This is a genomic window from Lyngbya sp. PCC 8106 (assembly GCF_000169095.1).
GTDB lineage: Bacteria > Cyanobacteriota > Cyanobacteriia > Cyanobacteriales > Microcoleaceae > Capilliphycus.
The window spans coordinates 59,255-79,359 of sequence record NZ_AAVU01000001.1; the positions used below are offsets into that span (position 1 = coordinate 59,255).

General features: G+C 41.9%; 22 protein-coding genes. 16 read left to right on the forward strand and 6 right to left on the reverse strand.

What is annotated here, in order from left to right; genetic code table 11:
- Positions 1-353: 353 nt before the first annotated feature.
- From L8106_RS00235 to psbM, 7 genes are all read left to right on the forward strand, one after another.
- A complete protein-coding gene (locus L8106_RS00235; protein WP_083798351.1) occupies positions 354-1,115 on the forward strand; it encodes a cistern family PEP-CTERM protein in 762 nt (253 codons plus the stop codon).
- A gap of 268 nt (positions 1,116-1,383) precedes the next feature.
- Entirely contained in the window at positions 1,384-2,241 is an 858-nt protein-coding gene (gene crtA / locus L8106_RS00240; protein WP_009782128.1) for a cyanoexosortase A, read from the forward strand.
- A 6-nt stretch (positions 2,242-2,247) separates the two neighbouring features.
- Positions 2,248-2,898 (forward strand): cyanoexosortase A system-associated protein, encoded by a 651-nt coding sequence (locus tag L8106_RS00245; protein ID WP_009782129.1) that lies wholly within the window; start codon positions 2,248-2,250, stop codon positions 2,896-2,898.
- Between the two features lie 36 nt (positions 2,899-2,934).
- Positions 2,935-3,678 (forward strand): HpsJ family protein, encoded by a 744-nt coding sequence (locus L8106_RS00250; protein WP_009782130.1) that lies wholly within the window; start codon positions 2,935-2,937, stop codon positions 3,676-3,678.
- A 4-nt stretch (positions 3,679-3,682) separates the two neighbouring features.
- Positions 3,683-3,808, forward strand: a complete 126-nt coding sequence (locus L8106_RS34125) for a hypothetical protein (RefSeq protein WP_255348872.1) — start codon at positions 3,683-3,685, stop codon at positions 3,806-3,808.
- A gap of 289 nt (positions 3,809-4,097) precedes the next feature.
- Positions 4,098-5,003: a 30S ribosomal protein S6--L-glutamate ligase gene (gene rimK / locus L8106_RS00255; RefSeq protein WP_009782132.1), complete on the forward strand. Its 906-nt coding sequence runs from the start codon at positions 4,098-4,100 to the stop codon at positions 5,001-5,003.
- 92 nt (positions 5,004-5,095) lie between these two features.
- The gene (gene psbM, locus L8106_RS00260; RefSeq protein ID WP_009782133.1) at positions 5,096-5,203 is read left to right on the forward strand and encodes a photosystem II reaction center protein PsbM; all 108 of its coding nucleotides are present in this window, start codon (positions 5,096-5,098) and stop codon (positions 5,201-5,203) included.
- Positions 5,204-5,287: 84 nt separating this feature from the next.
- On the opposite strand, the gene L8106_RS00265 is transcribed toward psbM, so the two are convergent.
- The gene (locus tag L8106_RS00265) at positions 5,288-6,145 is read right to left on the reverse strand and encodes a universal stress protein (protein ID WP_009782134.1); all 858 of its coding nucleotides are present in this window, start codon (positions 6,143-6,145) and stop codon (positions 5,288-5,290) included.
- A gap of 292 nt (positions 6,146-6,437) precedes the next feature.
- Here L8106_RS00265 and L8106_RS00270 point away from each other — a divergent pair, with 292 nt between their 5' ends.
- Positions 6,438-6,908: a thioesterase family protein gene (locus tag L8106_RS00270; RefSeq protein ID WP_009782135.1), complete on the forward strand. Its 471-nt coding sequence runs from the start codon at positions 6,438-6,440 to the stop codon at positions 6,906-6,908.
- Between the two features lie 36 nt (positions 6,909-6,944).
- Here the strand turns inward: L8106_RS00270 and L8106_RS00275 are convergent, their stop codons facing one another.
- The gene (locus tag L8106_RS00275) at positions 6,945-7,355 is read right to left on the reverse strand and encodes a YbjN domain-containing protein (RefSeq protein WP_009782136.1); all 411 of its coding nucleotides are present in this window, start codon (positions 7,353-7,355) and stop codon (positions 6,945-6,947) included.
- 206 nt (positions 7,356-7,561) lie between these two features.
- Between L8106_RS00275 and mutL the strand changes: the two genes are divergently transcribed.
- The 4 genes from mutL to L8106_RS00295 all read left to right on the forward strand — a co-directional run bounded on the left by mutL (position 7,562) and on the right by L8106_RS00295 (position 12,122).
- Positions 7,562-9,253 carry a DNA mismatch repair endonuclease MutL gene (gene mutL, locus L8106_RS00280; RefSeq protein ID WP_009782137.1) on the forward strand — a complete coding sequence of 564 codons (1,692 nt, stop codon included), beginning with the start codon at positions 7,562-7,564 and terminating at the stop codon, positions 9,251-9,253.
- 45 nt (positions 9,254-9,298) lie between these two features.
- Positions 9,299-10,522, forward strand: coding sequence for a hypothetical protein (locus L8106_RS00285; protein WP_198012875.1), 1,224 nt, complete (start codon positions 9,299-9,301; stop codon positions 10,520-10,522).
- Positions 10,523-10,546: 24 nt separating this feature from the next.
- Entirely contained in the window at positions 10,547-11,371 is an 825-nt protein-coding gene (locus L8106_RS00290; protein ID WP_009782139.1) for a SirB1 family protein, read from the forward strand.
- A 109-nt stretch (positions 11,372-11,480) separates the two neighbouring features.
- Entirely contained in the window at positions 11,481-12,122 is a 642-nt protein-coding gene (locus tag L8106_RS00295; RefSeq protein WP_009782140.1) for an alpha/beta hydrolase, read from the forward strand.
- Positions 12,123-12,152: 30 nt separating this feature from the next.
- Here L8106_RS00295 and L8106_RS00300 read toward each other — a convergent pair whose 3' ends face one another.
- Positions 12,153-12,626: an SRPBCC family protein gene (locus tag L8106_RS00300; protein ID WP_009782141.1), complete on the reverse strand. Its 474-nt coding sequence runs from the start codon at positions 12,624-12,626 to the stop codon at positions 12,153-12,155.
- Between the two features lie 330 nt (positions 12,627-12,956).
- Here L8106_RS00300 and L8106_RS00305 point away from each other — a divergent pair, with 330 nt between their 5' ends.
- The gene (locus L8106_RS00305; RefSeq protein ID WP_009782142.1) at positions 12,957-14,591 is read left to right on the forward strand and encodes a mechanosensitive ion channel; all 1,635 of its coding nucleotides are present in this window, start codon (positions 12,957-12,959) and stop codon (positions 14,589-14,591) included.
- Positions 14,592-14,717: 126 nt separating this feature from the next.
- On the opposite strand, the gene L8106_RS00310 is transcribed toward L8106_RS00305, so the two are convergent.
- From L8106_RS00310 to L8106_RS00320, 3 genes are all read right to left on the reverse strand, one after another.
- Positions 14,718-15,389 carry a DUF3318 domain-containing protein gene (locus L8106_RS00310; RefSeq protein ID WP_009782143.1) on the reverse strand — a complete coding sequence of 224 codons (672 nt, stop codon included), beginning with the start codon at positions 15,387-15,389 and terminating at the stop codon, positions 14,718-14,720.
- Between the two features lie 278 nt (positions 15,390-15,667).
- Entirely contained in the window at positions 15,668-16,162 is a 495-nt protein-coding gene (locus L8106_RS00315) for a hypothetical protein (RefSeq protein ID WP_198012876.1), read from the reverse strand.
- Positions 16,119-16,541 (reverse strand): helix-turn-helix domain-containing protein, encoded by a 423-nt coding sequence (locus tag L8106_RS00320; RefSeq protein WP_009782145.1) that lies wholly within the window; start codon positions 16,539-16,541, stop codon positions 16,119-16,121. The genes L8106_RS00315 and L8106_RS00320 overlap by 44 nt, the downstream gene beginning before the upstream one ends.
- A 250-nt stretch (positions 16,542-16,791) precedes the next feature.
- Between L8106_RS00320 and L8106_RS00325 the strand changes: the two genes are divergently transcribed.
- From L8106_RS00325 to L8106_RS00335, 3 genes are all read left to right on the forward strand, one after another.
- Positions 16,792-17,943, forward strand: a complete 1,152-nt coding sequence (locus L8106_RS00325; protein WP_009782146.1) for an ABC transporter ATP-binding protein — start codon at positions 16,792-16,794, stop codon at positions 17,941-17,943.
- Between the two features lie 131 nt (positions 17,944-18,074).
- On the forward strand, positions 18,075-19,178 hold the full coding sequence (locus L8106_RS00330; RefSeq protein ID WP_009782147.1) for a PotD/PotF family extracellular solute-binding protein: 1,104 nt from the start codon (positions 18,075-18,077) through the stop codon (positions 19,176-19,178).
- 5 nt (positions 19,179-19,183) lie between these two features.
- Positions 19,184-20,095 carry an ABC transporter permease gene (locus L8106_RS00335; protein WP_009782148.1) on the forward strand — a complete coding sequence of 304 codons (912 nt, stop codon included), beginning with the start codon at positions 19,184-19,186 and terminating at the stop codon, positions 20,093-20,095.
- Positions 20,096-20,105 lie beyond the last annotated feature (10 nt).

A 20,105-nucleotide genomic window follows, 5' to 3' on the forward strand; every position in this document is an offset into this window, starting at 1 on the left:
TGGAATTTTCATCGTTATCAAAAAAAAGCCTAAAACCCTTGTTATGTGGTGAAAGAGCAAATTTTATTCAGCATTAGCTTTCCCTGGGAATGCTAACCTATAACCTTTACATAACCCTGGTGAATGTAAAGAAGATCTGTTTAAAATGTAAAAGATTGATGAAAAGATCCCTGCTATCCTTGCATTCTCAGGAACTATTCGTATACTAAGTGATAGAAGTGATAAATTGACATATCAAAAAAACTTAGCTTAACAAAAGCTAGGTCACAAAATATCACTCAACTCACTTAGGTTTTTCTTGCCTAAGTGTTTGTTTTGTATAGAGCCATCCTTTCAGAGTGTAGACCTTCAATATGAGAACATCTTTTCTAATGTCGGGCGTTTTAGCAGCAACGACTGTGTTTGCCGTCTCTACTCCTGTTTTTGCTTATAGCATTGGCGGAAATGGTGATTTTATGGGTATTAATAGCGGTGATATTAACAAATATTTCCAGGTCAACTTTGATGGTAGTGTCGAGAAAACAGACGTTGATGGACTCTCAGGAAGTGCTAAGTTTACATTAAACGATTGGGGCTTAGAAAATATCAACGGAAACGACTACACTGTTGCTTCATTTAAAGTTGATTTGACTAACACTTCTACTGATCCTATTACTTCAAGAATTTCTCGTTTAGGGTTTGATACTGACCCGAATATTGACAAAGTAGCCTCCAGCGTCACAGGAACGTTTACTGAGATTAGTACAGACAAAAACATTAAATTTCCCAATGGAGTGGGTAATCTGGAAGTCTGTCTGACTCCTGACAGCACAGGTAACTGTACAGGTGGATCCGGTGGAGTCGAAACAGGAAATACAGGAACTTTTAACCTCAAGTTAGCTTTTGCAGATACTTCCCTCAACAGCTTCAACTTTAGTAATTTCCACCTGCGTTATCAAAGTATTAATGGAACTTCTCTCGGAAAGAGTGGTACAGGAGACGGTTTAGTCATGGCGAGTTCAACCGATGCTCCCGAACCCCTGACAATTTTAGGAACTGGAATGGCACTTGGATTTGGTGGATTATTCCGCAAAGAACAACAAAAACAGAAGCAAAAACAGCAAATTAAAGCTTAATGACTTAATTGTGAGTTAGCCCCTCGACTACTTCTCCATTCTTAAGTTAAATCTTGAGGCTATGGATAGGAACGAGGGGTATATTTTATTGTATCTCATAATTTGAACAAAAATATTATTGATTTAGATTCAACAGATTATAAATATCCCTAAATCACCAGTCTAAAGTTCTGTTTAAATGAAAGTCTTTTAAACTCTCCAATGACATTAAAATGAGTTGGAGGGTTTATCATTAGGGTGAAAGGTTGCATTGCTCAAGTGACACTCAATGAAAACACTAGATTCACTCTCCCTCAAATCTCTTACTGAATCTTGGTTCTGGCTGTTAGGGATTGCAGCCGGATTGATGGCAATTCATCTGACACTGACTCTATATCGAGGAAGTTCAGATTTACAAGCAATTAGTTTATTATTCTGGTTGGCGACGGCTTCACTCCTCTGGCAAAAACGCGATCGCTTACATCTAGAAAGCGGGATTTTTCCGAGTATACTGGGTTTGCTGATGATTGCAGCAGTATTACTCAAAAGTTCGACTCTGGCGACTTCTAACTTTTTAGGCGTATCACCTTTTATCAGTGGTATCGGTTTAGCACTCTTAGCGTCGGGTTTTCGAGGGTTTCAATATTATTGGCGGGAATTGCTAATTTTATTTTTTCTCGGAGTCCCAAAAGTTTTAATTTGGCCCGTTATTGACATTTCTGGATTAACAGCCCGCTTCACTACGTTTATTCTTTGGTATTCTGGATTTAATGTCTCTCGTCGTGGTTTTGAAGTGATCATGCCTGGGGGCGGAGTTAATGTAAATATGGGATGTTCAGGCTTTGCTGGAATGTTTTATTTACTCGGATTTGCGGTATTGTTTCTGATCATGTTTCCCCTCAAGAAACTGGAGAAAAAGATACTGGTTTTGAGTGCTTCTGTTGTGATTGCTTTTATTGTCAATGGCTTTCGAGTCGCAATTATGGCACTTTTTGCGAATGTTCAAGATAATGAAGGCTTACAATATTGGCACGTTGGGGAAGGTTCACTCATTTTTATGATGATTTCTGTGGGAATTTTTGGTTTACTGTGCTGGTTTCTACTGCGTCAAGAGGAACCTCAACCCCAGGAAATATCAAAGCAATAAAACACTATGAAGTTATGGCACTCTCTGCGGACTTCCTTATTAATTTTCACCTTTGGAACCGTTTTTTTTGTTTTAGGAAAATCGGCTATTAATCCGGCTCCAAAACAATTGATAGAAACACCTTTTATCTTTCCTCGTGAAGTTCCTCTCTCTGAATGGAAAGCTGTTCAAAGTAAAAATTTTGAAGATAAAATACCGAGAATTTTATATGAATATACGGCTTCCAATCTAAAACTAGAGATTGAAATGAAGTATGTTGATCATCCTCATGTCAATGAAAAAATATTTCGTCAATATGATCCCCGTTTATCTAAGTTTGGTTTAGACAAACCCCAAATGAAACAGCAAGATAAGACAGGTTTTTATAGTGTAGAAAAAGTAGAAGATCGAGTCTATTTGAGGTCTTGTATTAACCCCCGCGCCCCAGGAGTGATCACCTATGAACAGTTCATCCAAAACCGCTATACTTATGATTGGCAGCCCTCTCGTTTACTTCCTGTGCTTTTGGGTCAGGAACCCTTAAGAGATCATCGCTGTTTATGGACTTATTTATCAGTACCGCTAGAGAATCTTTCTGAGCAACAAGCCTATTCAATTTTAGAAGAAGTTTGGTTATCTTGGTATCAATGGTGGCATCCTCGCTTTCCTAACATTTAATGCTCATCATCAACACTATTTTCATTCGTTAAACCCATGACTTCATCTCCCAATAATCCTTTAGCCGAAAAAGTCGATACGCTGTGGAAATTTAGCTCAACTTTACTTCAAACTATTCCTCCTTTACGTTGGGTTGGCTATACCCTTCTATTCTTGACGCTGATTGATTTAATTGTTTTAGTTATTCCCCCTCAATTTACTAACCCTGTGTGGGAGTTTCAAACCATTGGTGCTATTGTTGAACGAGTTGCTGTTCCTTTAATCGGATTTGTTTTAGTATTTTATGGCGGACAGAATCTGCGAGCAAAATGGGAACTTCCTCTGTTAAAGATATTATCTCTTTTAACCTTATTATTTGGTATTATTCTCCTGCTGTTTATTCCTCTAAGTGTGATCAATACCTTCAGAATCAATCAACAGAGTAATACTCAAATAGAGACTCAAGTTGAACAACGAGTTACTCAAATTCAGCAAGTACAACAACAACTTCAACAAGCCACCACACCCGAACAGATGGAAGAACTCTTAAGTCGTCTCGATACTCAAGGACGTTCTCCAGATATTCAATCTGCACAAGAGTTAGAAGAAATCAAAAATCAACTCTCTGAGTTTGTTTCCCGCTCAGAAAAAGCCACCCAAACTCAAGCCCAAACCACCCGTAAAAACCGCAAAATAGTGTTATTCAAAAACTCGATTAAATGGAATTTAGGTGCCTTAATTTCTGGGATACTCTTTATCGCCATTTGGAAAGCCACAGCTTGGACACGCCAACGCACTTAAACCCTTGTCCCTTGATTACCCAAAATCCCGTCTAGAAGCCACAGATTTCATTATTCAAACCCAGAATAAACGATGGGCAGCTTTAGTGATTGCTGGAGAGATCACCGAACAGGATACAATATTGAAATGAAGAAATGGCTTCAACGCGAACTCGACAGGGTACAAACTCAATGCGCCCTAAAGCTGTTAGTTGTTATCATGCTCAAGTCCAATCTGCATTCTTAACTCCGACAGGACTGAATCAAAAAAGAAGTTCTGATTGAGATAGCTTTTGATAAAAGAGAATGTTACGCATTTTTAACTCAGTCGCTTACTAAGTCCAGATCAAGGGTTTTGCTCAGTTTCGACCCATGTTAACCTAAACTGTCCCAATGGTTCAACACAAGCTGAATCTCAAAAATGTCAGAGATATTAAGACCATGAAAATTGCAATCTTATCCCAAGACTCTAACCTTTACTCCACAAGACGACTCCGAGAAGCTGGAGAACAACGGGGCCATGAAATGTATGTGATTGACTATTTACGTTGCTACATGAACATTACCTCCCATAAACCGATGGTAATTTATGGCGGAAAACCCCTAGAAGGATTTGATGCTGTGATTCCTCGGATTGGGGCTTCACAAACCTTTTACGGTACCGCAGTGGTGCGACAGTTTGAAATGATGGATGTGTTCACAGCCAATGAATCCCAGGCGATTTCTCGCGCCCGTGACAAATTACGCTGTTTACAACTCCTCGCCAGAGAAGGCATTGGTTTACCTGTGTCTGGTTTTGCTCATTCCACAAAGGACATTGACGGTTTGATTAATACCGTTGGGGGAGCGCCCTTAGTGATTAAACTGTTAGAGGGAACTCAAGGCATTGGAGTTGTATTAACGGAAACCTACCAAGCTGCAAAATCTGTAATTGAAGCCTTTCGGGGGTTACATGCTAATATTTTGGTGCAGGAATTTATTCAAGAAGCAAAAGGGGCTGATTTGCGCTGTTTTGTGATTAATGAACGAGTTGTCGCCTCCATGAAACGACAGGCACTAGAAGGAGAGTTTCGCTCAAATCTACATCGGGGCGGAACGGCGGAGATGGTTAAATTAACTCCCGAAGAACGTTCAACGGCAGTACGGGCGGCGAAAGCTATGGGACTGAAAGTGGCGGGTGTCGATCTGTTACGATCAAATCATGGCCCAGTTGTGATGGAAGTGAATTCTTCACCGGGACTTGAAGGGATTGAAAAAGCAACGGGGACTGATGTTCCTGGGAAGATTATTGAATTTTTGGAGAAAAGTGCAACCAAAGGAAAATCCCGCGATCGCATTCAAGGTTAAGGATGTTAAAAGTTTGTTATGAACCAATAGAAGCCAATCAATGTTATGCTAAGGCTTATTGATTTTGATTGTTGACATCGAGGCTGGGTATCATGGAAGTTAATGATCTTGGATTTGTCGCAACTTTATTGTTTGTGATTGTTCCTTCTGTTTTTCTATTGATTCTGTTCATTCAAACTCGTGGTGAGACTGAAGGATAATCATTCATCAAATGAATTGAATTGTTGAGAAAAGCGCGGCGAAGCTATTAACTTCACTGCGCTTTTTGTAATCAAATTAATCTTCTAAGGGGCAGATGTTCTTGCCAATAACACCGGACATTCAGCATGAACCCGAACGTAATCAGAAAGTGATCCTCCCACTAAACGATCCAAATCAACTAAATTTTTCGCGACAGTCGGACGGCGATCTGGAGATCCTAAAATCAATAAGTCCGCCCCCACTTCATTGGCAATCCGACAAATTTCTGGCCCCGGTTTACCGATCGCACTGACACAACGATAATTCACACCCATCCTTTTTACAGATTCAAGGGCAGCAGCGATAATGGGATCAGCTTGGGCATTATCCGAAAAATCTTCACTGGATTTACCCGAAATATCTTTGTTGACATGAGCTAAAATCAATTGTCCGCCCTGAACATCCTTCACCAGCGACAACGCCAAATCTAGATATTCTTTCGAGGAGGTCGAAGCGTCCAATGCAATCATAATATGCTTGAGCTTCTTGACATAAGTATCATCTTTGACCAACAACATCGGTCGGGAAGTCAACTGAAAAACGTATTGACTAACGGAATTTTCCAAAATCGCTCGCAGTCCTTGTAACCCTCGTGATCCCATAATAATCAAGTCAGAATTTTCTTCATCTGCGACTTGACAGACAATATCTTTGGGATCTCCTTGCTTCAAACGGGGATTCACTTTAGTCGGATCAACCTTAATCGACTGTACCGCTTGAGCTAAGATTTTACCTCCCTGTTCTAATTTTTCTGACATCCCTTCTGCGGAAGCTTGAGAAGGGACAGCGTGTAAAACGGTTACAGATGCTTGCTGAATAGACGGAATATCCATCAACATATTAAGCATCTCTTCACAGAGTCCTCGTCCGGCTACTGCGACTAGAATTTTGTTGATATTCATTGCTTTTCCCTATTGTGTCGTTCAAGTGATTTGTTGAATGTGCTTTGAGTACCTGTTATCGCGTCTAGTGTAAGAGTGACACTTCACTTTACAAAAATCAGTGTTGGAGGGGTTTAATCAAACGGTTGATCAATCATTTGAGGGTGATCCTTTCGTCTCAACCAATCCCAACACAGATCCTTGATAATACGTCACTCTGTACTATTGACGGATAACTGGTCTATACTTCAGCATAGGCCTGATGACTGGCTGATAATTTGTAGAAATGTAGCGTTTTAAAACAATTTGTAACGTGTCCTTTACTCAACCTTCTCAACCTCAACCCCATTCTTCTCTGATTTCCTTCTCCGACGGTTGGTTTATCCTCCCGAGACGAGTATTTCCCCATCATACAGACTATGCCGGGATTGTCTGGCATGGTACCTATATGACTTGGATGGAGGAGTTACGGGTTGAGGGTTTACACTGGCTTGGGGTTAATTATAGTGACTTAGTGGCTATGGGGTGTGATCTTCCCGTGGTAGAGTTGAAGGTACGCTATCATTTATCCGTAAAAATGGGGATGACAATTTTAATTAAAGGACAACCACTCCCAATCAAAGGCGTGCGTATGGTTTGGGACTATCAAATTGTCTCCGAAGATCATCAACAACTCTATGTCAGCGGACAAGTAACTTTAGTTCCTCTGAGTCGAGAAACGGGTAAAATTATGCGTCGTCTTCCTCCCCTTTTACAAGATGCGATTGCCCAAATTCAAGGATAAAAAAGCACTCTAGACAAAAAAATCAAGCTTAATTCTTTATTTTAAATAATCTTGGGTTAACTCATTTTCCAACAAAATCTCCGTATCATACTCTATATTATCGAGCAAGATTGAAAAATTCGTGCGATCATATTCTCCTTCAAAAAAAGTCTCTAAAATTAAATCATCGTCTTCATCTATATAAGCTTTCAGAAACGTAAAATACAAATTCAACTCATTCACATATTCTAAAATATCTAAGCGCTCAAAATCTGGCTCAAACGAATAAACAATACTAATCAAAACTCCGCGATCAGAAATGGCATTTAAAATTAAATTTGACTTGCGAGAATGACGACAGTAAAGCCGATCTTCTATTTCTTCTACCCGATAACCATAAAATTCAAGATGGTTACGATACTTCGCTAACGGATGAGAAGTCGCCTCATTCAAATCCAAATCACTCATCGTTCACAACCCTTTATCTAACCGGACACTATTCTATTATAATCTGATTTGTAGCCGCCGTATATTCGGAGTAAAACATCTAAAAGAGAGGAAAATGTACGGTAAACTCACCTCAATCACTAGATAACCCCCAAAATAATAAACAAAAGTTATGATCAAAAACTGAACTCAATTCAGTTCAAAACTTGACTTGTTCTCTGTGCAGTATGGCATCTCAAATTCAACCCTTACCCGAAGATATCATCTATTTAATCGCCGCCGGAGAAGTCATTGACTCTCTAGAAGCCGTTGTGCGAGAATTAGTCGAAAACTCCCTAGATGCCGGAGCCACTCGGATCAGCATTTCAGTTTCACCCGAACAATGGCTCATTCAAGTCGCAGATAACGGCGTTGGTATGGATTTAGCGAACCTCAAACAAGCCGCTACTGCCCACAGTACCAGCAAAATTACCAGCATTGCCGATCTTTCCCAGATTACCAGTTTAGGATTTCGGGGAGAAGCCCTACACAGTTTAGCCCAGTTAGCCCAACTCGAAATTCTGAGTCGTCCCCAGGGAGAAATCGGATGGCGAGTCGTCTACAACCGCCAAGGCGAACCCCTAGAACCTGAAGCCGTAGCGATCGCCCCGGGCACCGTCGTCACCGTCTCTGACTTATTTGACAATTGGCAAGGGCGTCGTCAAGCCTTACCCTCTGCCACCCAACAACTGCGAAGCATTTATCGGATCGTCAGTCACATCGCCCTTTGTCATCCTCACGTTAACTGGCAAGTCCGTCAAGGTTCGACTTCTAGGTTGCAAATTAGTCCAGGTGGCGCGGCTGCCTCTATTTTACCGCAGATCCTTCGGGGTGTGCGTATCGGTGACTTACAACGTCTTCAAGTGGAACTCAACCCTCCCACCGCCGATATAGCCTCTCCTCGCCCCTCCTCCCTAGAAGGAGTTTTGGGTTTACCTGATCGCTGTCATCGTCATCGCCCGGATTGGGTTAAAATTGCTCTCAATGGTCGAGTGGTGCGAACAAGCGAACTTGAACAATCTATTTTAGCGGCTTTTAGCCGTACAGTCCCTCGCGATCGCTTCCCGGTGTGTTTTATCCATTTACGAATTAATCCGGCTGAGATCGACTGGAACCGTCATCCTGCCAAAGAAGAAGTGTACCTCCATCATCTCAACTATTGGCAAGAACAAATACAAGCTTGTATCGATCAGACTTTGCGTTTGAACCCCGCAACCGCCGAAGCTAAACTTCAACGTGTGGATCAATTGCTGAAAGTCTCCGAAAAACAAGGCCATTATCATACAACTCGTTCTATTCAGGCGAAAAAAGATCAAACCTCCACTGAACAATTAAGTTTAATCGAACTCCAAGCGATCGCCCAAGTTCATAATACCTATATTGTGGCAGAACATCCTCATGGTTTATGGTTAGTCGAACAACATATCGCCCACGAACGAGTCTTGTATGAACAACTCTGTGAGGCTTGGAAACAAGTTAGTGTTGAACCGCCTATCCTCTTGCAACACCTTTCACCTTCTCAGTTAGAACAACTCCAAGGTTTAGGTTTACAAGTTGATCCCTTTGGCGAAGGGTTGTGGGCAGTGCGAACAGTACCGGAAATGTTAGCCCAACGAGAGGATTGTCATGACGCCTTAATTGAACTGAGTTTAGGTAAAGATTTGCAAGCAGCTCAAGTGGCAACGGCTTGTCGGAGTGCGATTCGCAATGGTACACCTTTAAGTTTAACAGAAATGCAAACCTTACTTGAACAATGGGTGAGAACTCGTAATCCTCGGACTTGTCCCCATGGGCGACCGATTTTTTTGCGTTTAGATGAATCTTCTTTATCGCGATTTTTTCGCCGTCATTGGGTGATTGGAAAAAGTCACGGGATTTAACAAGGTTTGGTAAAATTTAACTATAAATTCATTCAGGTTATTCCCGTGAATTCTGAGCCACCATCTCCCCCAGTTCCGACTCATTCTGAAGACTCTCAATCGTCTTCTCAGTCTGTAGAGCGTTCGGGAAGTTATGCTGAAAAAACGGCTCGAATTTTAGCTTGGGTGCAAATCATTCGTTCGATTTCTCCCTTGATTTGGGTGATTGTAATTCTGGTTGTGATTATTCCTTTAGGGGGAGAATTATTTATTCATCAAGCCTTTTCTTCTGATCCAGTGAACCGCCAATCTAAACTTCCTCAAACTGTGGTGATTGAGTCAAGTCAAGTCAATTGGCAAGATGTCGATCTAGCAGTCGCTCAAGCGTTAAAAACGGCTCACAATCAAGCGGAAAGTTATGCGTCTCAAAACCTCGATCTTTGGATAGATGATTTAAAGGGTCGAATAGACGATAATTTCCTTGATTGGTATTTTGGTTATTTTAATCAAAAACAGATAGAATTCAAAAGCGTTTTTGTACAATTGAGTTCAGGTGTTGTTAATCTACTGAATCCAGATTTACCCAGTCCGTCGGAGAAGGTTGCAGAGGTGATTACCCGAGATTTTCAAGAAGAATTTTCAGCGCGAGTTCTTCGTCCTCAAATTGCTCAACTTCAACTAGAACGATTGACTCAAACAACAGTCAAACAGTATTTACAAGACTTGTCGGTAAATCTCAATCAGATCCCTTTATCCTATCAAATTCCTCAAGCCGATTGGAATCGCTATTTAAGTGATATTGCGATTAGTATTTATGAGACTGAGGGTGAAGTTTCAACGTTATCTCTAAAAGTGTTAGTCGGAGGAAGTGCTTATTTAGCCATGAAACCTTTAGTGGCACCTTTAGTTTTAAAAGTCGGGAGTAAAGTCGCGGCTAATCTTGCGGGAAAAGCCGGAGCAAAAATTGCTGTAAAAACGGGTGCTAGTTTAACCGGAAAAATGACAGCAGGATTATTAGATTGTACAGTAGGAGTCGGGATTTTACTGTGGGATATTTGGGATACTTACCACACAGCGAATATCGAGAAGCCAATTTTACGAGAGACTCTTACTGAATATTTAGAACAGGTGAAAGCTTCAATCTTAGATAATCCTGAAACGGGAATAATGACGGCAATTGATCAACTGGAAGCTAAAATTATTGATGCTCTTGATTTTTCCGAAAAAATAAGTTTAGAGTTAGATTCTTTCAATGGATTGATCGCGTCTAAATTATGGAATACAAATTAAAAAATAAGTGACTCGGAAAAAAATATGAACTTTTCACAAGCAAGACAACAATTTCATCAAGAAACCCATCAGTCAAATCAACAGATTGATTTGGCAAAAGCGGCTCTTTATATGGCTCAAGAACAGTTTCCGGATCTTGATCCAGAAGAATATCTAAAGGCTCTCGATGAAATGGCAGCAGAGGTGTTAGAAAGACTCGATGAAGAGCGATATCCTTTGCGAGTGATTCAAACTATCAATCAATATTTATTTGACGATTTAGAATTTGTCGGAAATGAGAGTAATTACTATGATCCCAATAATAGTTACTTAAATCAAGTGATTGATCGACGCACGGGAATTCCAATTACCTTATCTGTGGTTTATTTGGAAATAGCTAAACGCATTAACTTTCCGATGGTTGGAATTGGAATGCCCGGACATTTTCTGATTCGTCCTGATTTTGAAGACGTGGGAATTTATGTTGATGTTTTCAATCGAGGAGAAATCTTATTTCCAGAAGATTGTGAAGCAAAGTTAGCAGAAGTTTATGCTCACAGGGTAAAACTGCGTCCTCAATTTCTCAGTCCAGTAACATCTCGACAAATTTTAGCCCGGATGTTAACAAATCTCAAAGTTATTTATATGAATGCGGGTGAGATTTTGAAAGCCGTATCTGCGATTGAACGAATTTTGTTAATATTTCCAGAAGCCCCGAACGAACAACGCGATCGCGGAATTCTCTACTATCAACTTGAACGATGGACAGAAGCCCGCCAAGACTTAGAAAATTATCTTAAAAATCAACCCCAGGCTCAGGATGCGATGATTATCCGCCAACTGCTTGATCGGATGAATTCTAACAGATGACCCTTTTAAAACTGACCTGTAGGGAACATTAATCAAGTTTTAGCAGACACATAAAGGATATGATCAAAACAGTCATTTCAGACTTAAAGCAATTGTGAGGAATGAATTAATGAATCTTAATTTTGGGTGGCAGTCTTCGCGCCTTCAGCATTTGTTGAAGTGGATCAGTCGAGGAGTTTCTAAGTATATCGCTTTGGGATTAGCATTGGTATTGGGCTTAACCGCAAGTGTAGCAATCTTTACCCAACCGGCACCCGCCATCGATGAACTTCAACTCAGATACGGTGCGGCGAATATTCCCCTCGCCTTTGAAGAACTACAAACCTTCGCAGACACAGGAGAACAATCTAACCAATTGCGATCGCTATTTACCCTTGCCGAACTGACTCCTGAACAAATTGCGAGCTTTCGGACAGCATTGAACTATGGAGTTAACGTTCCTTCTGATATTGTAGACAGCTTATTGAATTCTAGTTATGGCCGATTGGCAGTTGGAGCATTAAATCTGTTTATTGCTCCTGATAGCGAGATTAGTAACATTGTCGATGGTTTGATTCAGGGTTTACAATCGGCCGCTAGAGACGGCAATATTACCCTAGTGGAAGTCATACTGAGCTATCAAGGACTAGAAGTAATCTCAGTCGATGTTGAAGATCTCGTTGGGCTTTATAATGATGTAGCAGCACTCGGAGACCAAGCGATCGAGTTTCTCAAAGCACAGCCAGAAGTTCAAGAACTCCTGTGCAACTAATAGAAACTGCTCAGTGTTTTGATTGATTTTTTAAGGATTTTTAAGCGATCGCAAGCCCTGATATTGTTCTTCCGCCACTCGTTTGAAACGGCGGAGTTGGGCTTGCATATCTGCTTTTGTCCAAGTCGCTGCAAACTGATTAAACCCAAACTTGACTACAGGGTTCGGAATCTGGAACTCAAACCGATTCAAAAGCAAAGTTCCTTCAGTTGTCGGTTGACATTCCCAGCGATCGCTTCCCTGAAAAAAGCCTTGAAATCCCCAAACAACGATCCCCGGTTCCCGCTCGATCACCACAGCCTTTAAGGTGGGTTCCACGAGGGGAATATTAAGGACAAAGCGAAATTTCCCTCCGACATCAGTATTCCATCGCCCTACAGGATCACAGCGGAGAGCGGGATTAAGCCAGCGGTGCATCAAATCGCGATCGATGATGCAACGTTCAACCGTCGTGGCACTGGCACAAATGTTAATCGATTGTTCAAATACTTGACTAGATGGCATTTACCCTGCAAGCTATAGGCAGATTATGACTCACATAACGGATTATAAACCGTTAAATAGATTAGGAGTCTGGAAGAACACCAAAAAACGAGCAATTTCTCTCTGAGATCCTGCTTTTTCAGAAAATATAGGGTTTTTCCCTATTCTGATGTATTTTATGAGTTGAGATGGGGATGGCAATTTTAGCTATGAGGTTTAAATGACCCACCTTGATCTTCAACATCTTAGGTACAATTGCTCGAAATCTCCAGCATTTCTATCTAAAGCCAGATGTGAAGAAAACAACTTTCTCTCACAATTCTAGACTTCAAGATTATCTCACAGAGAACTATGAATGGAACTTGGCACGAAATCACATCAATATTGGGGATAACAATACCCACCCTTTCTCATCTGAGATTGGCTCAGGAAACAACATCTAATCCTTTTGACTTAACGACCTACTCATTAGGTTCCGTTAGCTTAGTTGATCTGGGATTTGCCCTACTTATTTTGTTAGTAGGCTATTTAATTGCTCTATTTGCCCAGTCTTTAGTCAAGAGTCTCCTGAAGAAAACCGAAGTGGATAATAAGGTTGCTTCTTGGGTCACAGGACGTTCGGATGGGGGTGAGAATATTCCCGTTGAGAATTGGGTGGGAACCATCGTATTTTGGACTATTTTCCTGTTTGCGATTATTGGTTTTCTCGAAAGACTACAACTCTCAACGGTATCTAGCCCGCTGACCTCTTTACTCAATGAGGTTACCTCTTTCTTCCCCCGAATTATAGCGGCCCTGATTTTATTGGGGATTGCTTGGGTGGTGGCGACTCTCTGTAAAGCAGTGACAGTCAGAGTCTTGAATGCGTTTAGAATTGATGAACGCCTCAATCAGCAAGTCAATGATGGCACGACTCAACCTCGGTTTTCTCTGAGTGAAACCTTTGGAAATGCCATTTATTGGTTTATTTTCCTGCTGTTCTTACTGCCGATTCTCGATACTCTGAGCTTACAAGGATTATTAGACCCTGTGCAGCAAATGCTCAATCAGGTGTTGTTTATCCTACCCAATATTTTAGGTGCGATTATTATTGCGGCAGCCGGATGGGTGATTGCTCAAATTGTGCGTCGCATCGTTACCAATTTGTTAATCGCAGTCGGTACTGATCGCGTGGGTGATCGTTTTGGCTTGGGCGAAACCACAGGCGGTCAAAGTTTATCTTCAATTATTGGAACGGTTGTTTACGTTCTGATTTTAATCCCGATTGCAATTGCAGCTCTTAATGCTCTGCAAATTGAGGCGATTTCTGTTCCGGCGATTGAAATGCTCAGTCGCATTCTCAATATTATTCCTCAGTTGTTTGCAGCAGCGGTGATCTTAATTGCTGCTTATGTGATTGGACGTTTTGTTAGTGATTTGGTCACAAGCGTTCTAACAAGCCTGGGATTCAACCGATTATTTTATTGGTTAGGCTTGCAATCAACTCCACCCGCAGATCCTGGCGCACCTGATCAAGTCCAAGTTGTGGATAGAACTTCCACCACTCGCACCCCTTCAGAAATTGTCGGTATTATTGCCTTTGTCGGTGTGATGCTGTTTGCTGTGGTTACGGCAACAGATATCCTACAATTAACCTCACTGACATTGATCATTGAGCAGATTATTCTCATCTCAGGTCGAGTCCTGATTGGAGCAGTTATCTTTGCGGTTGGCTTGTATTTTGCCAACTTAGCTTATCGCTTTGTACTGAGTTCGGGTACGGGTAACTCTAAACTATTGGCTCAAATCTCCCGAATTGCGATTATTATCTTTGTCGGTGCGATGGCTCTCCAACAGATGGGCATTGGTACTGATATTGTTAATTTAGCTTTCGGACTCTTACTCGGAGCAATTGCTGTTGCTATAGCGATTTCTTTCGGCTTAGGTGGACGAGATGTAGCGGCGGAAAAAATCCGGGAAGCACTCTCGAAAGTTCAGCAAAAATAGAATTTAGCGCTACGAGTTGGGTTTTTAGCTACTCTGTACTCTTTTAAATGTTGAGAAGTCGCTGGTTTATTTGACCTCACGGGGTTGAGTAACCAGCGACTTTTGATATTCAGTTGATTTTCGGGTTTAGTAGTTGTTGTAGATGCTTTCTGAACCTGATGAGGGTTCACGAGAACCTTTAACCCGAGCTTTAGCTTTGGATGCACTCCGTTTGAGAGCTTGTAAACGGGCTTCATAACGAGCGCGTTGTCGCTTTTTGGGAGTTTGCTCAATTAACATTTTTAAAGCACTTCCTAAGCTCTTGTAGGCGTTCGGTAGACTATAACCAAATCGAGTCGCGATGGCGATCGCTTTATCGTCTGCATCGATTGATTCTTCTAGGGTTTTCTCGCCGTTATTTTTTTGGTAGAGGCGATAACCTGAAACCCCACACAAGGCTAAGGCTAACAATAACAAGAGTCCATCTTGTACCCAAAGTTCGCCGACGGCTCCCCCTAAACCAATGGCTAAAGCAGCCATTTCCCAACCGTCTCGGGGAATAGTATCATTTTGAATACGAGCGACTTCATGCCAAAATAGCAGGTTGCGCTGATCCATTGCCAGTTGTTCCCAACGAACTAAGTCTATCTGGATTTCGACTTGATCTTTGCCAATTTCTTCACTACGGACTAATAAGGGATTGACTTCTATGGTTTTCTCAACCGTCACCCAACTCTGTAACTCTGGCGGTAACAAGCCTTTCAGTCGCCGCAGTTCACTCATCTCGGCTCGGGCTGTGGAGGTTGCATACGATGTCATAGTCTCGGCTCTATAAAATTTGTTATACAAACACAGTGGATCTAACTATCCTATCTCAAACGATGACGGATCTCCTTTCTATTCTACCATGCGAGCTTCAATACTTTGGGGTTTCCTAGTATTAATGGGTCTAGGATGGAAGGCTATTTTTCGGTGTTGAATCTCATTCCAGATTAATCCGATTTGAGTTGTAGAGTTTCAGGATTGATTTTGAGAATCTAAATTATTTTGTTTTACAAAGCTAAGAATCTAAGGACAAATACATTCTGAGTATTGAATTATTGTTTTTGTGCTAAAAAACCAATATGTCCGGCTGAAAACGTCAATTTATCATAACTTTCAAGCATTTGAACCTGAAACCCAATCTGGTTTAATTCTGCAATAATTTCTGATTGTTCTAAAAGTTGTAAATGATGAACTTCGCGATCACGGCGATCAAGTTCCCCAACTTTCCGAAAAGTAGTGATCCATCGGGTTAATTGTTTTTGTTGCTTATTTTCCTTTGCTTCAACTAACACCGCCCAATCTTCAGTTTGAGTAAAATTTCGATAATTTCCCATTCCGGGAATTCGTCCGGGTTCAGCAATATCAAAGACAAATAAACCCTCAGAAGACAAACTATCATAAACTCGCTGAAATAACTTTAAACGTTCTGTTTTTGTGTCCTTGTCATCAACCAAATAATTCAAACATTCACCAATAGCAGTCACCGCAATACAAGGAGGAATTTCAGCTATTAGAGATTGGATTTGTCTTGAACTGAGGGAAGACAAACGACCGCATTCGATACTTGTTTTTCAAGCGAGGAAAACCGTAACCCTTTTCTTTCATGCTGTTAAATGCTCTTTCTAAAGTTTTCAAAACTTGTTGTAAAACTTGAGCATTTACTTTCTTTATTTCCGGGTTGGTTTTTTTTGCTTTTGTTAAGTTCGCAGCTTGTACGTTGTAGTTGGGGTAAGGAGCATCTGCTGAGATGATGTATTCTTGTTGCAATGAACAATAATTAATCGCACACTTTCTACTGTTTATCCAGTCTTTTCGCTCTCTCAAGGCGTAATTCCACACCTTTCTACAGACCACCAACATATTCTCAATGATGGTAATCTGTTCTTGAGAGGGGATTAACTTAAATTCGTAGGTTAGTGTTAACATTCCAGTATGTTAACATAATTCTATCCCGTTATTCTAACCCGTTAGACTTTTGTACAGGAGAACTTCCGTCGGACTTCCCAAAACCGAGTCTTTTTTGTTGGTCGCAGTCCTCTTGCTCCATTACGATAGAGGACAGAGAAAATTGATAATTGATCACGGGTGGTTACTGGTCACTGTTGAGTAATCTCTTGTCACCTCTACAACCATCAGATAAGCTAAAGTAGGGACATCTCCACCAAACGTTGCTACTATGCTTCAAACAGCCACGCAAAATCCAGGTGCGATCGGGACAGACTCTCAACTCGATGTCGAACTTCGCAAAGTCTTCAAAGTCTTTAACGGAGAAACAGCCGTGCGGGGTGTCGATTTAGAGGTGCATCGAGGGGAATTTTTTAGTATATTAGGGCCTTCTGGCTGTGGTAAAACCACAACACTGCGTTTAATTGCTGGGTTTGAAACCCCCTCAGCAGGTGAGGTTTTAATCCGAGGACAGTCAATGACCCGAGTTCCTCCCTACCTGCGTCCAGTCAACACCGTCTTTCAAAGTTACGCACTCTTTAGCCATCTCAACGTTCGCGATAACATTGCTTTTGGCTTACGAGTCAAACGGCGAAGTCAATCCGAAATCGAGGAAAAGGTCAAAGAAGCCTTAAAACTGGTGAAAATGGAAGCCTTTACGAGTCGGTTTCCGGGTCAAATGTCAGGAGGACAACAGCAACGAGTCGCTTTAGCCCGTGCTTTAGTTAACCGCCCTGCGGTATTGTTACTCGATGAACCCTTAGGCGCCTTGGATCTGAAGCTGCGGAAGCAAATGCAGGTAGAACTGTCCAATCTACACAAAAATCTGGGCTTAACGTTCGTCATGGTAACTCACGACCAAGAAGAAGCCATGAGTTTATCAGATCGAATTGCGGTTATGCACGAAGGCCGGATCGAACAAATTGGAACACCCAACGAAATCTACGAACATCCTCAAACTCCCTTTGTGGCTGACTTTATTGGTGATACCAACTTATTCACAGGACAAGTAGAAGCAGTCGATCAAACCAGTCAACTGATCGTTACAGAAACAGGTTTAAAAATCGAAGCCTACCCCAACCAACACACTCAAACCCCGCCCAACTCCGATATCCAAGTGGGAGATGCAGTTGTTGTTAGTGTAAGACCCGAAAAAATTTCTTTAAATTCCTATCCGGTTAGCGGTGCGGTGAACTGTTTTGAAGGACGAGTGATGAACACCATGTATTTAGGAACTCACCTACAATACATTGTACAATTAGTCTCCGGTGAACAACTAACCGTTCAACAGTCCAAAACCAATGAAGCGATCACCGATGGGGAGACAACCGTATATGTTTGCTGGAAGCCAACAGACTGTTTAGCTTTGAGTCAACAAAACTAAAATCCGACTTGGCTGAGTTCACCTGCTCTTGAGCAACAGTCGTTTGTGAGAAAATAAAATCTGTTAGTTTCAATGCGTTCGACTCGAACTGTGCTGAGACAGTAGCTCCAACCATCAGACCATTACCCAATATGATCAGGGCGGTTCTTACCCGACGTCAATTTCTTCAGACTACACTTGTGACTGCTGCGGCTTCTACCCTTTCTAGCTGCGGTTGGACTCTGGCTGAGGTCAAAACCACACCCAACACCAGAGTAGACTCAGATACCCTTTATATCTATACTTGGACGGGTTACACCGATCGCGATTTACTGGATCGCTTTACCCAAGAAACGGGGTTAAAAGTGGTCGCAGATGTGTTTGACTCCAACGAATCAATGCTTGCTCGTATTCAAGCCGGGGGAGCAGGAGCTTATAGTATTATCTATCCTTCTGACTATATGGTTCAGAAGATGGCAAATCTAGGCTTTCTCACGGAGTTGGATCACTCGCTGATTGTGGGTTTGGAAGATCTGTTCCCGATGTTCCAAAATCCAGTTTATGATCCCGCCAACCGCTACAGCGTCCCCATCAGTTGGGGAACAACGGGATTAATTTACAACAGTCGTCTACTCAAAGACGTTCCTCAAGACTGGAAATATCTGTGGGAACATCAACGCGAAATCTCCAAGCGATTTACCCTTCTCAATGATGTTCGTGAGGTGATGGGTGCGACGTTGCGAATGTTGGGCTATTCCTACAACTCGACTGATCCTCAACAAATTCGCCAAGCCTATGAAAAACTGGCTGAACTCCAACCTGCAATTGCTTCGTTTACCACAGATGCTTGGCGTCCTCAGATTATTGTCGGGGATTTGTTGATGGCGATGTGTTATTCAGCAGATGCGGCGGAAATTATGCCGGAAAACGAAGATTTGAGGTACATTACTCCTAAAAGTGGATCATCGCTGTGGACAGATACTTTGGTGATTCCCAAATCGGCACCCAACCCAGATGGGGCTTATCAGTGGATGAATTTTATGCTTCAGCCCGAAATTGCGGCTCAAGTTGTCGAACGCCTCAGTTTTGCAACTCCTTCCCAACTGGCTTTTAGAAAACTTCCGAAAAGTTTGCGAGATGATCCCACCCTGTTTCCGCCTGAGTCTGTGATTGAAAGAAGTGAATCTTTAGCTCCTATTTCAGCAGAGGTGAGTGAAATTTATGATCGCTATTGGACAAAACTTACCAGTGCTTAATCAACATGGCTGTATCGAGTAAAAATCCGTCAAATCTTCCTCATCCGACCCCCAAAACAGGTTTAAAACAAAAAGCAGGGGATCTACTCGGCCCGTTGGTGTTGTTGGGGCCTGCGGGGTTGTGGCTATTGCTGTTGCTCGTTCTCCCGACGTTAGTGATTTTTCAACTCAGTTTAGTTGAGAATATTCGACCCGGTGATGTGGTAATTCCCGATGGAATTGCTAACTATTTACGAGTTTTTGATCCAGTTAATTTACAAGTGATTGGGCGATCGCTATTTTATGCTTCAGGAACGACGGTTTTCTGTTTAATCTTGGGGTTTCCGGTTGCCTACTGGATCGCGATTAATGCTCCGGCTCGTTGGCGAAATTTGCTGCTGTTGGGGTTTGTTTTACCCTTGTGGACTTCTTCTCTATTGCGAACCTATGCCTGGATTACCATTTTACGACCCACAGGTGTATTAAACTCGTTTTTAGGCTTTTTAGGTTTACCTGCGTTGGAGTTGCTCAACCGAACTCCGGCTGTTTTAATTGGGATGGCTTATAGTTATTTGCCTTATATTGTCACGGTTCTTTATGCGGCGTTAGAAAAGCTAGATCGGCGTTTATTGGAGGCTTCTGCTGATTTAGGGGCAAAACCAACGGAAACGTTTTGGAAGGTGACTGTACCCCAATCTCGGGCGGGTATTGCGGCGGGATCGTTATTGGTGTTTATTAGTGCTTTAGGAGATTTTGTCGATCCAGAACTGTTGGGTGGTGCTTCGAGTATGACGGTTTCTCGGTTAATTTACAATCAATTTTTGGGAGCGACTCAAAATTGGGGCTTTGGTTCGGCGTTAAGTATGGTGTTAATTATGGGGGTGAGTATTGCGATCGCACTGCTGTTGAAATATGGGGAGGGTAGACCATCGAAGTAGGGAGATGGGG

Coding starts and splice junctions, on each gene's coding strand:
- L8106_RS00275 (WP_009782136.1), bottom strand. CDS start 7,355: ATGAGTGATTTGGATTTGAATGAGGCGACTTCTCATCCGTTAGCGAAG.
- psbM (WP_009782133.1), top strand. CDS start 5,096: ATGGAAGTTAATGATCTTGGATTTGTCGCAACTTTATTGTTTGTGATT.
- L8106_RS00335 (WP_009782148.1), top strand. CDS start 19,184: ATGGCTGTATCGAGTAAAAATCCGTCAAATCTTCCTCATCCGACCCCC.
- L8106_RS00290 (WP_009782139.1), top strand. CDS start 10,547: ATGAACTTTTCACAAGCAAGACAACAATTTCATCAAGAAACCCATCAG.
- L8106_RS00320 (WP_009782145.1), bottom strand. CDS start 16,541: ATGTTAACACTAACCTACGAATTTAAGTTAATCCCCTCTCAAGAACAG.
- mutL (WP_009782137.1), top strand. CDS start 7,562: ATGGCATCTCAAATTCAACCCTTACCCGAAGATATCATCTATTTAATC.
- L8106_RS00245 (WP_009782129.1), top strand. CDS start 2,248: ATGAAGTTATGGCACTCTCTGCGGACTTCCTTATTAATTTTCACCTTT.
- L8106_RS00295 (WP_009782140.1), top strand. CDS start 11,481: ATGAATCTTAATTTTGGGTGGCAGTCTTCGCGCCTTCAGCATTTGTTG.
- L8106_RS00305 (WP_009782142.1), top strand. CDS start 12,957: ATGAATGGAACTTGGCACGAAATCACATCAATATTGGGGATAACAATA.
- L8106_RS00265 (WP_009782134.1), bottom strand. CDS start 6,145: ATGAATATCAACAAAATTCTAGTCGCAGTAGCCGGACGAGGACTCTGT.
- L8106_RS00300 (WP_009782141.1), bottom strand. CDS start 12,626: ATGCCATCTAGTCAAGTATTTGAACAATCGATTAACATTTGTGCCAGT.
- rimK (WP_009782132.1), top strand. CDS start 4,098: ATGAAAATTGCAATCTTATCCCAAGACTCTAACCTTTACTCCACAAGA.
- L8106_RS00325 (WP_009782146.1), top strand. CDS start 16,792: ATGCTTCAAACAGCCACGCAAAATCCAGGTGCGATCGGGACAGACTCT.
- L8106_RS00310 (WP_009782143.1), bottom strand. CDS start 15,389: ATGACATCGTATGCAACCTCCACAGCCCGAGCCGAGATGAGTGAACTG.
- crtA (WP_009782128.1), top strand. CDS start 1,384: ATGAAAACACTAGATTCACTCTCCCTCAAATCTCTTACTGAATCTTGG.
- L8106_RS00235 (WP_083798351.1), top strand. CDS start 354: ATGAGAACATCTTTTCTAATGTCGGGCGTTTTAGCAGCAACGACTGTG.
- L8106_RS00330 (WP_009782147.1), top strand. CDS start 18,075: ATGATCAGGGCGGTTCTTACCCGACGTCAATTTCTTCAGACTACACTT.
- L8106_RS00250 (WP_009782130.1), top strand. CDS start 2,935: ATGACTTCATCTCCCAATAATCCTTTAGCCGAAAAAGTCGATACGCTG.